Source organism: Massilia sp. Se16.2.3 (assembly GCF_014171595.1).
In the GTDB taxonomy this organism is placed as follows: domain Bacteria; phylum Pseudomonadota; class Gammaproteobacteria; order Burkholderiales; family Burkholderiaceae_D; genus Telluria.
In genome coordinates this window covers 5,002,184-5,017,345 of sequence record NZ_CP050451.1, presented here as the reverse complement: position 1 = coordinate 5,017,345, position 15,162 = coordinate 5,002,184, and the positions used below count along the sequence as shown (strand labels likewise).

The following is a 15,162-nucleotide window of genomic DNA, read 5'->3' as shown; positions in this document are numbered from 1 at the left end:
ACGATGCTGACCCAATCCCTTCGCATGACCGCGCGCGACTGGCGCGCCGGCGAGTTGCGTTTCCTGCTGGTGGCACTGATCGTTGCCGTCGCTGCCCTGTCCTCGGTCGGCTTCTTCATCGACCGCATGCGCGCCGGCCTGGCGCGGGACGCCCACCAGCTGCTCGGCGCCGACCTGATCCTGAACGCCGACCAGCCGGTCCCCGCCGCCTGGCGCACCGAGGCGACGCGGCGTGGCCTGCTGCTGGCCGACACCATCACCTTCCCCAGCATGGCGCAAGGCGGCGAGGGCGAAGCGTCAACGGCGCAGCTGGCCTCGATCAAGGCCGTCTCGAACGGTTATCCACTGCGCGGCGAACTGCGCATTACCACCGATCCCGCCCAGGCCAGCAATGCCCTTGGCACCCGCACGCGCGGCATCCCCGCGCCCGGCACCGTCTGGGTCGACGCCAACCTGCTGACCGGAATCGGCGTCAAGGTCGGCGAATCCCTGCAGCTGGGCGACCGGCGCTTCACCATTGCCCAGCTGATCGCGGCCGAGCCGGACCGTGGCGCCTCGTTCGCCAATTTCGCACCGCGCGTGCTGCTGTCGATCGGCGATCTGCAGTCGACCGGCCTGGTCGACAATTTCGCGCGCGTGACCTATCGCGTGCAGGTGGCGTCCCCGGCGAAGAACGATTTTGCGCGCGTGCGCGATTTCGAGGCCTGGCTGCGCGCGCGCATCGCCGGCGACAACGTCAAGGGCGTGCGCATCGAGACGCTGGAAAACGGCCGCCCCGAAATGCAGGCCACGCTCGACCGCGCCGACCGCTTCCTGTCCCCGGTCGGCCTGCTGTCGGCGCTGCTTGCGGCGGTGGCCGTGGCGATGGCGGCGCGCCGCTTCATGCAGCGCCACCTGGACGCCTGCGCCATGCTGCGCTGCCTGGGGCTGACGCAGAACCAGGTCGGCGCCCTGTACCTGATCGAGTTCGCGCTGGTCGGCCTGGCCGGCAGCCTGCTTGGCGTGCTCGTGGGTTTTGGTGCCCACTTCGTGCTGCTCGAACTGATCGGCAAGCTGCTGCCCGCCGACCTGCCGCCGGTGTCGCCGCTGCCGGCGCTGCAGGGCATCGCCACCGGCATGCTGCTGCTGGTCGGCTTTGCACTGCCGCCCGTCCTGCAGCTGCGGAACGTGCCGCACAACCGCGTGATCCGGCGCGAGCAAACCGCGCCGCAGCCGATGGCGCTGGCAACCTACGGCCTCGGTACCGTCGTCTTTGTCGCGCTGCTGCTGTGGCAGGCGGGCGACCCGAAGCTGGCCCCTGATCACGGCCGGCGGTTTCCTCGGCGGCTTCGCCTTCTTTGCGCTCGTTGCCTGGCTGGGCCTGCGCCTGCTGCGCCAGTTGCGCGGCGCCTTCAAGCACCGGGGCTTGCGTTTTGCCGTCACTTCGCTGCAGCGCCGCCCGGGCGCCACCATCGTGCAGGTGGTATCGCTGGCCCTCGGTTTGATGGCGCTGCTGCTGCTGACGGTGGTGCGCGGCGACCTGGTCGCGGCCTGGCAGCGCGCCACGCCAGAGAACGCGCCCAACCGCTTCATCATCAACGTGCTGCCCGACCAGAAGGACGACGTCACGCGCCGCATCGCCGCGGTCGGCGTCGAGGCGCCGCGTTTGTACCCGATGATCCGCGGCCGCCTGACGGCCGTGAACGGCAAGCCGGTCACGGCAAGCACCTACAAGAGCGAGGATGCCCAGCGCCTGGCCAACCGCGAATTCAACCTGTCGACGATGGCCACGCCGCCCGAGGACAACGTGATCGTGCGCGGCGCCTGGTACAGGGACGCGCCCGGCGTCTCCGAGGCCTCGGTCGAGCAGGGCATCGCCAAGACCCTGGGATTGAAGCTCGGCGATACCATCCGCTTCGACATGGGCGGTCTGCCGGTGGACGCGAAGATCACCAGCTTGCGCAAGCTCGAATGGGGCTCGATGCGCGCCAACTTCTTCGTCATCATCAACCCGGCCGCGATGGCGAAGGCGCCGGCCACCTACATGACGGCCTTCCACTTGCCCGAACAGGGCGCGAACCTGGCCAGTTCGCTGGCACGCGCCTATCCGAACCTGACCGTAATCGACGTCAGCGGCATCATCCGCCAGATCCAGGAAGTGGTGGACCAGGTCGTGGTCGCGGTCGAATTCCTGTTCCTGTTCACGCTGGCCTCGGGCGTGCTGGTGCTGTATGCGGCGCTGATGGGTTCGACCACCGATCGCACGCGCGAGGCGGGCCTGTTGCGGGCCCCGGGCGCGACGCGCAGGCAGCTGGCGCAGGCGCAGCGCATCGAGTTCGTGCTGGTCGGCGGCCTGGCTGGCCTGCTCGCGGCCAGCGGCGCGGCGGCCCCGGGCTGGGCGCTGGCGACCTGGCAGTTCAAGTTCGAGTGGTCGTTCAATCCGACCGTGTGGGGGGCGGGCATCCTGGCCGGTGCCGTCTGCGCGCTGGCCGGCGGCTGGCTGGGGCTGCGCAGCGTGCTGCGCCAGCCACCGCTGCAAACGCTGCGCGAGGCGACCTGATCGAGATCGTTGCGGGAATGCCGCGTCGGTACACGCGGCGGCCCACGCTCAGTTATGATCACGGGATGTCCGAGAACCAAACCCTGTACGAAATCATCGGCGGCGAAGCCCGCTTGCGCGAACTGGTCGACCGCTTCTACGACCTGATGGAACTGGAGCCGGAGTTCGCCGGCATCCACGCCATGCACCCGAAACCCAACGACGGCTCGCGCGAAAAACTGTTCATGTTCCTGTCCGGCTGGATGGGCGGCCCCGACCTGTTCGTGGAGCGTCATGGCCACCCACGCCTGCGCGCCCGTCACCTGCCATTCGCCATCGGCACGCAGGAGCGCGACCAGTGGCTGCGCGCGATGGCCTGGGCGATGGAAGACATCGGCATGGACGACGATATCCGCCTGCGCCTGATGCAGTCCTTCTACCAGACCGCCGACTGGATGCGCAATAAAGCGGATTGAAATGAGCCGAACGAGATGAGTACTCTTCAATTTGCCGTACTGGCGCTGGCGCTGCTGGCCGTGATCGGGCTGCAGGTTTTGCTGCTCCTGCGCGGACGTACAGATGGCAGCGCGCTCGCCTTCGAACGCCTCGAACGCGAGCTGCGCCAGGAGCTGCAGCACAGCGCCCAGGGCACGCGCCAGGAACTGGCCGGGCACATGGCCCAGCACCAAGGCGGCACCAACCAGCAGTTGGAGAACATGCGCCAGCAGATGCAGCTGCACGCGGCCGGCGGACGCGAGGAGCAGGCGCGTGCGCTCAAGCGCTTTGCCGATACCCTGCAGCAGACCCTGGCGAATCTCACCGAATCGAACGCCCAGCGCATGCTGGAAGTGCGCGCCACGCTGGAAACCAAGATCCGCGACCTGCAGGTCGATAACGCCAAGCGCCTTGAGGAGATGCGCCAGACCGTCGACGAGAAGCTGCACGCGACGCTGGAAACGCGCCTCACGGAATCCTTCCGCCAGGTGTCCGATCGCCTCGAGAAGGTGCACCAGGGCCTGGGCGAAATGCAGCAGCTAGCCATCGGCGTGGGCGACCTGAAACGCGTGCTCACCAACGTCAAGACGCGCGGCACCTGGGGCGAAGTCCAGCTCGAGATGCTGCTCGAGCAGGTGCTGACCGTGGACCAGTACGCGAAGAATGTCGAAACCATCGCGGGTTCCAATGCGCGGGTCGAATTTGCCATCAAGCTGCCGGGCGTGGTCGACGGCGGCCCGCCGCTGTGGCTGCCTATCGACGCCAAGTTCCCGAAGGAGCAGTACGAGCGCCTGCTGGAAGCGCAGGAGCGTTCCGACGCCGAAGGGGTCGCCCGCCACGGCGCCGAACTGGAACGGGCGGTGCGCGCGGAAGCCAGGACCATCTGCGAAAAATACGTGTCGCCGCCGCAGACCACCGACTTCGCCATCCTGTTCCTGCCAACCGAGGGCCTGTATGCGGAAGTGATGCGCCGTCCCGGCGTGGCGGACGACCTGCAGCGCTCGATGCGCGTGACGATCGCCGGCCCGTCGACGCTGTCGGCCCTGCTCAACAGCCTGCAAATGGGTTTCCGCACGCTGGCACTGGAAAAACGCTCGTCGGAAGTGTGGCAGGTGCTCGGCGCCGTGAAGACCGAGTTCGGCAAGTTCGGCGACGTGCTCGCCGCCACCAAGCTCACCCTGGAAAAAGCCGCCCGCAACATCGAAAGCGCGGAGGTGCGCAGCCGCCAGATGGCGCGCAAGCTGAAGTCGGTGGAAGCGCTGCCGAGCGAAGCGGCGCAGTTGATGCTGGGCTCGCAAGAAGAGCTGGACCCGTAGGGTGGGCGCCCCGTGCCCACGCGTGAACGGTGCGACCACGGAACGGTTGACGCCCCGTGCCCACGCGTGAACGGTGCGACCACGGAACGGTTGACGCCCCGTGCCCACGCGTGAACGGTGCGACCACGGAACGGTTGACGCCCCGCGCCCACGCGTGAACGGTGCGTCACGGAACAGTTGACGCATCTCATCAATCATCCGTGACGCATAACGTACTTCGGTGCGTGCAACATACAATGCGCCACCATGTCCCGATACCGTCGCGCACGTACCGGCTCCACCTACTTCTTCACCCTGGTGTCGTTTCGGCGCCAACCCATCCTGTGTCTCCCACCGATCCGCGCCGCGCTACGCCGCGCGGTGCAAGATGTTCGTATCGTTCGCCCGTTCGACATCGATGCCTGGGTCTTGATGCCCGACCATTTACATTGCATCTGGACCTTGCCCGACGGGGACCTGGACTATTCGACGCGCTGGGCGCTCATCAAGAACTCGGTGTCGCGCTTTGCCGGGATAACGACGCCTTATACCGGGCACCCTAGCCCGTCGCGAATCAAGCACCGTGATGCGGCAATCTGGCAGCGCCGGTTCTTCGAACATCGGATACGGGATGATCTTGATTTCGAACGGCATGCGGATTACGTTCATTTCAACCCTGTCCGGCATGGTCATGCCGACAGCGCGATAGCGTGGCCGTTTTCGACATTTCATCGGTTCGTGCGGACAGGCATTTATCCGGCCGATTGGGGTGGAACGGCTCAGGCTGAGATGATGCAGCTAGAGTAGGGCGGTACGGGGTGTCGCCGCGCTCTGTGGATCATGGAGACGTCGTACCGCGTGGGCACGGGGCGCCCACCCTACCGACTTAGATCAGCCCCTCGAACATCAGCACATCCACCATCTCCCCCGCCTCCACATTGCCCTGCCCATCGTGCAGCACCACCATGCAGTTCGCCTCCGACATCGAACGCAGGATGCCCGAGCCTTGCGAGCCGGTGATGCGGACTTCAGGAGCGCCGTCGGCGCCGTGGGCGAGGATGCCGCGCTGGTATTCGGTGCGGCCGGGTTTCTTGCGAATTGACGCCACGCAGCGGGCGCGCAGCAGCGGCAGCGGGGCGTCGGCGCCCATCATGCGCAGCAGGGCGTCGCGCGCGAAGAAGTAGAACGAGACCATTACCGCTACCGGATTGCCCGGCAGGCCGAACAAAAAGGCGCTATGGCCGTTCGAGGCGATGCGTCCAAAGGCCAGCGGCCGGCCCGGGCGCATGCCGATCTTCCAGAAGGTGACGTCGCCCAGGCGCGCCATGATCTGTTTGGTGTAATCGGCCGCGCCCACCGAGACGCCGCCGGAGGTGATGATGGCGTCGGCGTTCTCGCAGGCGCTGCGCAATGCTTCTTCCAACGCCGCCGGATCGTCGCGCACCACGCCCATGTCGACGATGTCGCAGCCGAGGCGCTGCAGCATGCCGTAGATGGTGTAGCGGTTGCTGTCGTAGACGGAACCCGGCGCGAGCGGCTGGCCGATCGAGCGCAGCTCGTCGCCAGTGGAAAAGAAGGCCACGCGCAGGCGCCGCCGCACCGGTACCTCGGCCACGCCGAGCGAAGCGATCAGGCCCAGGTCGGCCGGACGGATCACGCGGCCGGCGCGCAGGGCGGGGCTGCCGGCCTTCAGGTCTTCGCCGGCGAAGCGGCGGTTGTCGCCCGGCTTGATGGTGCCGGCCCTGAGCACGATTGCGTGGGCGCCGTCTTCCATCACGAATTCCTGCGGCACCACGCTGTCGCAACCGGCCGGCATGACGCCGCCCGTCATGATGCGCACGCATTCGCCCGGGCCCGGCACCAGGCCGGCCGGGATGCCGGCATAGGCGGTGCCGATCACGGCAAAGCGCGCTTCGCCTTCGAGCGGCACATCCTCGCCGCGCAGCGCGTAACCGTCCATGGCCGAATTGTCGTGCGCGGGCACGTCGATGGTCGAGACGATGTCGCGCGCGAGCACGCGCCCCGGGCCGCACGTAGCGCCACCTGCTCGACGGCGCCTACCGGCTGCACGAAGCTGCGGATGATGTGCTGGGCGTCCTTCACCGGCAGCGCGTCCGGATCGTAGCCGGACAGGCAGCTCGTCACGTCGGCCAGGCGCGGCGCGCGCGGCGCATCGAGCGCCTGCAGTTCGTCCAGCGTATTGATGTTGCGAAAGGCATCCCCATCCTCGAACAGCACCTCGACCGCCTTCAGGTCCCTGTACCAGCCATCCATGCGCCGGCCGCCCTCCATCAGGTAGCGCGACAGCACCGGCAGGTGTTTCACCTTCACCGGGCAGAACACGGGATGCGGCTGCGGACGCCGGCCGGGTTCCCGGGACGACGGCGAATGCCAGGTCGGCGTCCTGCGCCTCCAGCGCGGCCAGCAGGCGAGCGGCCAGGTCGGGTGGCAGGAAGGGCGAGTCGCAGGGCGCGGTGAGCAAATATGGCGTGCCGCAGTGGCGCATGCCGACCGCCATGCCCGCCAGCGGCCCGGCAAAGCCTGGCAGCTCGTCCGGCCATACCGGCACGCCCAGCGCCGCATAGGTGTCCAGGTTCTGGTTGGCGTTGATCGCGACGCTGCCAACCTGGGCGCCGAGCCGCTCGAGCACGTGGTCCACCATGGTCTTGCCGCGAAACGGCTGCAGGCCCTTGTCCACCTGGCCCATGCGCGTGCCGCGTCCGCCCGCGAGGATCAGCCCGCTGATCGATTCATGCTTGTTCATATTGTTGTCAACCGCCGATATAGGACATTTCGACTTTTTTCGCGCCGGCTTTCGTGCCGGCAGGCTCGATGCCGCGGGTTTCGGAATAACGGTCCGTGCGGCCGCGCCAGAGCTGGGCGATGGCGCCGCCGATCGCCAGGTCATCTGCACCACTGCGCAGCAGGGCGCGCAAGTCATGGCCGCGGGTGGCGAACAGGCAGGTGTACAGTTTGCCTTCGGTCGACAGGCGCATGCGGCTGCAGTCGCCGCAGAAGGCCCCGGTGACGCTGGAGATGACGCCGATTTCCCCGCTGCCATCGGCATAGCGCCAGCGCGATGCCGTTTCGCCGGCATAGTTGGCAGCAAGCGGCAGCAGGGGCAGTTCGGCGCCGATGCGGCGCACCACCTCGCTCGATGGCATGACTTCCTCCATGTTCCAGCCGTTCGAGGCGCCCACGTCCATGTATTCGATGAAGCGCAGGATGACGGGCGAGCCCTTGAAGTGGCGCGCCATCGGCAGGATCTGGTCGTCGTTGCTGCCGCGCTTGACGACCATGTTGACCTTGATCGGGCCGAGGCCGGCGGCATGCGCGGCCTCGATCCCGGCAAGCACGTCGGCCACCGAGAAATCGACGTCGTTCATGCGCCGGAACACGCTGTCGTCGAGGGCGTCGAGCGAGACCGTGACGCGGTCCAGCCCGGCATCGCGCAGGCTGCGCGCCTTGCGCGCCAGCAGCGAGCCATTGGTGGTCAGGGTCAGGTCGAGCGGGCGGCCGGACGGTGTCGGGATGGCGCGCAGCATCGCCACCAGGCGCTCGAGGTGCTTGCGCAGCAGCGGCTCGCCGCCGGTCAGGCGGATCTTTTCCACGCCATGGGCGACGAACAGGCCGGCCACACGCGCGATTTCCTCGAACGAGAGCAGCTCGGCATGCGGCAGGTAGGGGTAGTCCTTGCCGAACACTTCCTTCGGCATGCAATACACGCAGCGGAAGTTGCAGCGGTCGGTCACGGAAATGCGCAGGTCGTGCAGCGGACGCGCCAGCGCATCGACGAGCGTGCCGCCCGGTGCCACGGGTGTTGCCGGAACGGCCAGCGCAGGGTGGCGCAAGTCGTTCAGCATGAAGATTTTTTCAGCCATGCCAGTACGATAGCACGAGCCCCGCCAGCGCACAGGCGCCGAGCAGGCCGATGGTGCCGACCCGGTAGCGCAGCAACGCCACCGCCGCCAGCACGCCCAGCACCAGCGCCTGCGGCTGCAGGCTGCCGCCGGCAAAGAAGACTTCTCGGCCGAAATACAGGGCCAGGCTGGCGATCACCCCGACCACCGCGGCCGAGATGGCGGTCAGCGGCGCGGTCAGGCGCAGGTTGCCGCGCGTGGACTCGACCAGCGGCCCGCCGGCCAGGATGAACACGAACGAAGGCACGAAGGTGAACAGGGCGGCGACGCAGGCGCCGGCGATGGCGCCGAGTACCGGCGCGGCCGGTCCGAACACGGCATGGGTCCAGCCGCCGACGAAGCCGACGAAAGCGACGATCATAATCAGGGGGCCGGGCGTGGTTTCGCCCAGCGCCAGGCCATCGATCATCTGCGACCCGCTCAGCCAGCCGAAGTGCTCGACCGCGCCCTGCACCACGTAGGGCAGCACGGCATAGGCGCCGCCGAAGGTGAGCAGGGCGGTCTTGGTGAAGAACCAGCCCATCTGCGCCAGGGTGCCGTGGGCGCCGCCCCAGGCGGCCAGCAGCAGCCAGCAGGCCAGCATGATGCCGACGCCGATTCCCACGACCGCTGCCAGCCGCAAGCGCGAAAAAAGCGGGCATGCGCGGGCGTCGGGGTGTCGTCGTCGATGAGGGCGCGCGGACGCGCCGTTCCCGCCTGCGCGTGCGCGGCATGGCCGGGTGCCCGGAAGGCTTGCGGCCGCAGGCGCGCCCCCAGCATGCCGGCCAGGGCCGCCGCCAGCACGATCAAGGGAAACGGTACGCTCAGCAGGGCGATGGCGACAAAGGCGGCGGCGGCGATCGCCACCGGGATGGGATTGCGCAGCGTGCGGCTGCCGATGCGCCAGGCCGCCGCCAGCACGATCGCGACCACGGCCGGCTTGATGCCGTTCATGATGCCGGTGACAAGCGTCAGGTGGCCGAAGGTGAGGTAGATCCAGGCCAGCCCGATCAACATCAGCAGCGAAGGCAGGATGAACAGCACGCCGGCGACGATGCCGCCGCGGGTGCGATGCAGCAGCCAGCCGATGTAGACAGCGAGCTGGGTCGCCTCGGGGCCGGGCAGCAGCATGCAATAGTTCAGCGCATGCAGGAAGCGGCCTTCGGAAATCCAGCGGCGGCGCTCGACCAGTTCGGTGTGCATGAGCGCGATCTGGCCGGCGGGGCCGCCGAAGCTGATGAAGCCAAGCTTGAGCCAGTAGAGGAAGGCTTCGCGCAAGCTGACCTGGGCGGGGAGGGCGGCATCGTTCATGGCGGCGGTTTCCCGTGAAATCGAGCGAAAAAATCGATGTAAAAAAGGGAAGCACGCGGCTTCCCTTTTTCGTTCGGATCGCTACCCGGTTACTGGCGGGTATCGACCTGGATCAGCGGCTCGTCGGCCAGCTTTGGCGCCGGCTTGCGGGCGCGGCCGACGCGCACCGGGGCGGCAGCTTGCGCCGCCGCTTCCCGGGCTGCGCGCAGCTTTTCCGGATCGGTCGAGGCCAGCGTCAGGCCGGCGGCACCGAGCAGTTCGCCGAGGTCGGCCGGCGCGCTTGCCGCAGCCGGGGCTGGAGCAGGTGCTGGGGCAGCCGGGGCTGGAGCAGGTGCTGGGGCAGCCGGGGCTGGAGCAGGTGCTGCCGGAGCGGCGACTGGCGCTTGCGGTGCGGCGGCAGCTTGCACGGCTGGCGCAGGTGCGGCAGCGACCGGAGCCGGCTGCGCGACCGGTGCCGGCGCAGGAGCAGCGGCGGCCGGAGCGGCAGCCGGTGCAGCCTTGACCGAGGTCGGGAAGAACCAGGCCTGCGCGGTTGGCGCCGCGACGGTGAAGTTGCCCGCCGCTGCGCTTGCCGATACAGCCGAAGCAGGGGCCGGAGCCGGGGCTGGCGCTGGCGCGGCAGCGGCCTGAGCGGCCCGTTCGGCAGCTTTGGCCGACGCGGCAGCCGACGCGGTAGCCGACGCGGTAGCCGACGCAGCCACCGACGCAGCGGTCGGGAACGGCCATGGGCCCGGCTCGGCCGACTGCTGCCTGCCTTCGCCACGCGGCTTGCGGCCGGACTTGGCGGCGGCTTGCACCTTGGCTGCTTCCTCGTCGGCGACCGGCGTAAAGGCCGGGGTGGCGCCCGCTTCGCCGTTTTCCGGCGTTTCGATGCCATCGACGCCATCGCGGTCGCGGCGGTTGCGGTTGCGGCCACCGCGGCGGCGGCGGCGGCGCGGCTCGTCGCCGCCCTCGAGATCGGTTTCCCTCGCCGTTCGGGCCCAGCGTGGTCACGGCCTTGACGGCGTGCTCGAGCAGGTCACCGTGCGGGGTGGTCGTCGACAGTTCGGCTTCCGGCGGCGCCGGGATCGCGTGGATGGCGCTCACCTCGTCGAGCTTGGCTTCGACCGGCTGCTGGCGCTCGCTGCGTTCACGCGGCTGGCGTGGTGCACGCTCGGGACGCTCGGCGCGTTCCGGACGTTCGCCGCGTTCGGCGCGCGGTGCGGCCTGTGCGGTGTCGGCAGGCTCGCGCGCTTCACGCGGAGCACGCGGCTCGCGTGGCGGACGCGGCTGGCGTGCCGGCTTGCCTTCGGTCTCGGCAGCTTTGACGCTGTCTTCGACGCCGGCTTTCGCGGTCTCGTCGCGGTCGCGGCCCTTGCGGCCTTCGTTACGGCCCTCGTTGCGTCCCTCATTGCGACCATTCCGGCTGCGCTGGCCACGGCCGTTGCGCTCGCCGCGTTCGGCCTGGCCTGGCGTCGCCGCGGCCGGCTTGGCCGGTTCGGCAACGACCGGCGCCTCTGCCGGGGCAGGAGCGCCGCCGAAGAAGGCGCGCGCAGGCGGGCGAAGAAGCCGGCCGGGGCAGGGGCGGCAACCGGTGCGGCTGGTGCGCTTGGCGCTTCGGCGGCCTTGACCGGTTTCGCGGCCTCGCTGCGGTCGACCACGGGCGCCGGCTGGGCCGGGGTGATGGTCTTGACCATGGCTTCCTGGCGCGGCTTGGCTTCTTCCTTCTGGCGCTTGCTGTAGGCCATGTCGGTTTCGGCCGATTCGGCCAGCGTGTAGCTGGACGGCGCTTCTTCGAGGCGCGGATCGTCGTGCTTGATGCGCTCGAGCTTGTAGTGCGGGGTGTCGAGGTGCTTGTTCGGCACCAGGATCACGGTGATGCGGTGGCGGTTCTCGATCTTGAGGACTTCGCCGCGCTTTTCGTTGAGCAGGAAGGCGGCGACGTCGACCGGCACCTGGACGTGGATGGTCGCCGAGTTTTCCTTCATCGCCTCTTCCTGGATGATGCGCAGGACTTGCAGGGCGGACGATTCGGTATCGCGGATGTGGCCGGTGCCCGAGCAGCGCGGGCAGGTCACGTGCGAGCCTTCCGACAGCGACGGACGCAGGCGCTGGCGCGACAGTTCCATCAGGCCGAAGCGGGAAATCTTGCCCATCTGGACGCGCGCACGGTCGTGGTGCAGGGCGTCCTTCAGGCGCTGTTCGACTTCGCGCTGGTTCTTTGCGACTTCCATGTCGATGAAGTCGATGACGATCAGGCCGCCCAGGTCGCGCAGGCGCAGCTGGCGCGCCACTTCGTCGGCCGCTTCGCAGTTGGTGTTGAAGGCGGTGGTCTCGATGTCCGAGCCGCGCGTGGCGCGTGCCGAGTTGACGTCGATGGAGACCAGGGCTTCGGTGTGGTCGATGACGATGGCGCCGCCCGATGGCAGCGGCACGGTGCGCGCGTAGGCGGTTTCGATCTGGTGTTCGATCTGGAAGCGCGAGAACAGCGGCACGTCGTCGCTGTAGCGCTTCACGCGGTGCGCCATGTCGGGCATCACGTGGCTCATGAACTGCTGGGCCTGGTCGTAGATTTCGTCGGTGTCGATCAGGACTTCGCCGATGTCAGGCTGGAAGTAATCGCGGATGGCGCGGATGACCAGCGACGATTCCTGGTAGATCAGGAAGGCGCCCGATGCCGACTTGCCGGCGCCTTCGATCGCGCGCCAGAGTTGCATCAGGTAATTCAGGTCCCACTGGAGTTCTTCGACATTGCGGCCGATGCCGGCGGTACGGGCAATCACCGACATGCCTTGCGGCAAATCCAGCTTGTCCATCGTCTCCCGCAGTTCCTGGCGCTCTTCGCCTTCGACACGGCGCGACACGCCGCCGCCGCGCGGGTTGTTCGGCATCAGGACCAGGTAGCGGCCGGCCAGCGAAATGAACGAGGTCAGGGCCGCGCCCTTGTTGCCGCGCTCTTCCTTTTCGACCTGGACCATGATTTCCTGGCCTTCGCGCAGGGCTTCCTTGATGGAAGCATTGCGGACGTCGACGCCTTCACGGAAATACGTGCGGGCAACTTCTTTGAAGGGGAGGAAGCCGTGGCGGTCTTCGCCGTAGCTGACGAAGCAAGCTTCGAGGGAGGGTTCGATGCGGGTGATGACACCCTTGTAGATATTCGACTTGCGCTGTTCGCGCCCGGCCGTTTCGATATCGATGTCGATCAGTTTCTGGCCGTCGACAATCGCTACGCGCAGTTCTTCTTGCTGCGTAGCGTTAAACAACATACGTTTCATTTTATTGCTCCGCGACCCGTGGGTCGTTCCAAAGCCGCCTTGCCAGGGCGGCGAACTACAGGGACATACGCGGGAGGGGAGAGCTGGAGGGGGGTATGCCCGGGCGTGCGGCAGAGCGAGCAACGAAGCCCGCCGCCGCAACAGGGCGCATGGAATCGATCGTCATGCCGAGGGCACGCCAACCCCGGGCCGCTCATCCCGAGCGGCACGACAGGGTGAGGCAATGCGCGCAAAACCAGCCAGACCGTTTATGACGAACATCTCCTGGACTTCGACGACAGGCGATGGAGTCAGCCTTGTCTGTGAAGCCTGCAGGATGACGCCTGCAACGGGTCGGGCGAAACGACAAGCGTTATCGACACCATCAACCGGCAAGCCCACCACCTAACAGAATTCTATTGGGGCAAGCTTGCTGGTACTTATCCTTACAGTTCCAAACAATCCAATCCGGCACTCCTGCGCGTGAACCGATTACAACTGCGGTGCAACCCTGATCCACGCAGGAATGTGCGTACACGTTTTTTCCATCGAATTTGCATGCCAGCGGGGCCGATGGAGCGCGCCCCTGTGTAAAATATCGTTTTAATTCTTACACCTGCAGAGGTTTGACCGCCGCATGTCGATTATATATTCAAAATGAAGGACTTAGAGAGAATTTCTGGGAAGACAGTCCAAATGAAGATGCAAAACGATGTTGTTCCCCCTTCATCAGCGGCGTTGGCAGCACAGTTCGTTACGATCACCGAGGAAGAAGCCGGCCAGCGCATCGACAATTACCTGCTGCGGGTGTGTAAAGGCGTTCCGAAAAGCCACATTTACCGGATCCTGCGATCCGGCGAAGTCCGGGTCAACAAGGGCCGGATCGACCAGCTGTACCGCCTGGAAGCAGGCGACCTGGTGCGTATTCCACCGATCCGCATCGCCGAAAAAACGCATACGGCGCCGGTACCGGGCGCGGAATTTGCCATCGTCCACGAAGACAGTCACCTGCTCGTCATCGACAAGCCGGCCGGCGTGGCCGTGCATGGCGGCTCGGGCGTGTCGTATGGCGTGATCGAACAATTGCGGGCATCGCGCCCGGATGCGAAGTTTCTGGAACTGGTGCACCGGCTCGACCGCGAGACCTCGGGCTTGCTGCTGCTGGCGAAGAAGCGCTCGGCGCTGACCAACCTGCACGAACAAATGCGCGACGGCCATACCGACAAGCGCTACCTGACCGCAGTGGCCGGCAACTGGGTCAACAAGCGCCAGCACGTGAAACTGCCGCTGCATAAATACACGACGCCGGACGGCGAGCGCCGGGTGGTCGTGCAGGCCGGCGGCATGGAATCGCATACGGTCTTCAGCCTGCTGCGCAAGTGGGAGGATTTCGCCCTGCTGGAAGCCGAACTGAAGACGGGGCGTACCCACCAGATCCGCGTTCATCTGTCATCGTCGGGCTTTCCCATTCTGGGCGACGAGAAATACGGCGATTTCGCCCTCAACAAGCAGCTGCAGAAGGCGACCGACAAGCGCGGAGCCCTGCGCCGCATGTTCCTGCACGCCCATAAAATCACGTTCACGCACCCCGATACCGGCAAGCCAATGACGCTGCAGGCACCCTTGCCTGCAGAGTGCGACCGTTTCTTGTTAAGCTTGGGGCAGGCGCTCAACTGAATCGAAGAACGTTGACTGCGGTGGCGCACCCGACGACAACCATGACAGGAGCCGGCACGTTGCCGGAAGAAATGCCAAGAAAGCTATTTGATCTGATCGTTTTCGACTGGGACGGCACGCTGATGGACAGCACGGCCGCCATCGTGCGCTGCATCCAGGCCGCCGCGCGCGATGTCGGCCTGCCGGTGCCAAGCGACGAGGCGGCGTCGCACGTCATCGGCCTGGCCCTGCCCGAAGCGATGCAGGCGGCAATTCCCGACATGGCGCCGGCGCTGTACCCGCGCCTGGTCGAACGCTATCGTTACCATTTCCTGACGAAAGACCACGATCTGGTCCTGTTCAAGGGGGTACGCGAAATGTTGAGCGAACTTTCGCAACAGGGCTATTTCCTGGCGGTCGCCACCGGCAAGAGCCGCGTCGGCCTGAACCGGGCGCTGAACGCGACCGGCCTGCTGTCGACTTTCGACGCCACCCGCTGCGCCGACGAGACCTTTTCCAAGCCGCACCCGGCAATGCTGCAGGAACTGACGCGCGAACTGGGCCAGGACATGCGGCGCACCGCCATGATCGGCGACACCACCCACGATCTCATGATGGCGAACAATGCCGGCGCCACCGGTATCGCCGTCGAGTATGGCGCCCATCCGGTCGACCAGTTGCAGGCTTGCCGGCCGATGTACTCGGCCCGGACCGCGGTCGAGCTGCACGCCTGGCTGGCCGAGTACGCGTAGAAT

The 15,162-nt window shown here is 67.0% G+C and carries 7 protein-coding genes and 3 pseudogenes; 6 read left to right on the top strand and 4 right to left on the bottom strand.

What is annotated here, in order from left to right:
• The first annotated feature begins 3 nt into the window (after positions 1–3).
• The 4 genes and pseudogenes from G4G31_RS23005 (at position 4) to G4G31_RS22990 (ending at position 5,115) form a co-directional block, all read left to right on the top strand.
• Positions 4–2,539: pseudogene (locus G4G31_RS23005) on the top strand (ABC transporter permease).
• 65 nt (positions 2,540–2,604) lie between these two features.
• Positions 2,605–2,994 (top strand): group II truncated hemoglobin, encoded by a 390-nt coding sequence (locus G4G31_RS23000; RefSeq protein WP_182989541.1) that lies wholly within the window; start codon positions 2,605–2,607, stop codon positions 2,992–2,994.
• A 15-nt stretch (positions 2,995–3,009) separates the two neighbouring features.
• Positions 3,010–4,329: a DNA recombination protein RmuC gene (locus G4G31_RS22995; protein ID WP_182989540.1), complete on the top strand. Its 1,320-nt coding sequence runs from the start codon at positions 3,010–3,012 to the stop codon at positions 4,327–4,329.
• 246 nt (positions 4,330–4,575) lie between these two features.
• Positions 4,576–5,115, top strand: coding sequence for a transposase (locus tag G4G31_RS22990; RefSeq protein WP_182989539.1), 540 nt, complete (start codon positions 4,576–4,578; stop codon positions 5,113–5,115).
• A gap of 79 nt (positions 5,116–5,194) precedes the next feature.
• Here the strand turns inward: G4G31_RS22990 and glp are convergent, their stop codons facing one another.
• From glp to G4G31_RS22970, 4 genes and pseudogenes are all read right to left on the bottom strand, one after another.
• Positions 5,195–7,072 carry a gephyrin-like molybdotransferase Glp gene (gene glp / locus G4G31_RS22985; RefSeq protein ID WP_229425210.1) on the bottom strand — a complete coding sequence of 626 codons (1,878 nt, stop codon included), beginning with the start codon at positions 7,070–7,072 and terminating at the stop codon, positions 5,195–5,197.
• Between the two features lie 7 nt (positions 7,073–7,079).
• The gene (gene moaA / locus G4G31_RS22980; protein ID WP_182989538.1) at positions 7,080–8,189 is read right to left on the bottom strand and encodes a GTP 3',8-cyclase MoaA; all 1,110 of its coding nucleotides are present in this window, start codon (positions 8,187–8,189) and stop codon (positions 7,080–7,082) included.
• Positions 8,182–9,518 (bottom strand): annotated as a pseudogene (gene chrA / locus G4G31_RS22975) (chromate efflux transporter). Before chrA ends, moaA begins: the two are co-directional and overlap by 8 nt.
• An 89-nt stretch (positions 9,519–9,607) precedes the next feature.
• Positions 9,608–12,772, bottom strand: a pseudogene (locus G4G31_RS22970) (Rne/Rng family ribonuclease).
• 675 nt (positions 12,773–13,447) lie between these two features.
• Between G4G31_RS22970 and G4G31_RS22965 the strand changes: the two are divergent.
• Positions 13,448–14,428: an RluA family pseudouridine synthase gene (locus G4G31_RS22965; protein WP_182989537.1), complete on the top strand. Its 981-nt coding sequence runs from the start codon at positions 13,448–13,450 to the stop codon at positions 14,426–14,428.
• A gap of 71 nt (positions 14,429–14,499) precedes the next feature.
• Complete coding sequence (locus tag G4G31_RS22960; RefSeq protein ID WP_182989536.1) at positions 14,500–15,159, top strand: HAD-IIIA family hydrolase; 660 nt, start codon at positions 14,500–14,502, stop codon at positions 15,157–15,159.
• Positions 15,160–15,162 lie beyond the last annotated feature (3 nt).

Bases quoted from the DNA above. Each gene is read 5' to 3' on its own strand.
- G4G31_RS23000 (WP_182989541.1), top strand. From the start codon at position 2,605: ATGTCCGAGAACCAAACCCTGTACGAAATCATCGGCGGCGAAGCCCGC.
- G4G31_RS22995 (WP_182989540.1), top strand. From the start codon at position 3,010: ATGAGTACTCTTCAATTTGCCGTACTGGCGCTGGCGCTGCTGGCCGTG.
- G4G31_RS22990 (WP_182989539.1), top strand. From the start codon at position 4,576: ATGTCCCGATACCGTCGCGCACGTACCGGCTCCACCTACTTCTTCACC.
- glp (WP_229425210.1), bottom strand. From the start codon at position 7,072: ATGAACAAGCATGAATCGATCAGCGGGCTGATCCTCGCGGGCGGACGC.
- moaA (WP_182989538.1), bottom strand. From the start codon at position 8,189: ATGGCTGAAAAAATCTTCATGCTGAACGACTTGCGCCACCCTGCGCTG.
- G4G31_RS22965 (WP_182989537.1), top strand. From the start codon at position 13,448: ATGAAGATGCAAAACGATGTTGTTCCCCCTTCATCAGCGGCGTTGGCA.
- G4G31_RS22960 (WP_182989536.1), top strand. From the start codon at position 14,500: ATGCCAAGAAAGCTATTTGATCTGATCGTTTTCGACTGGGACGGCACG.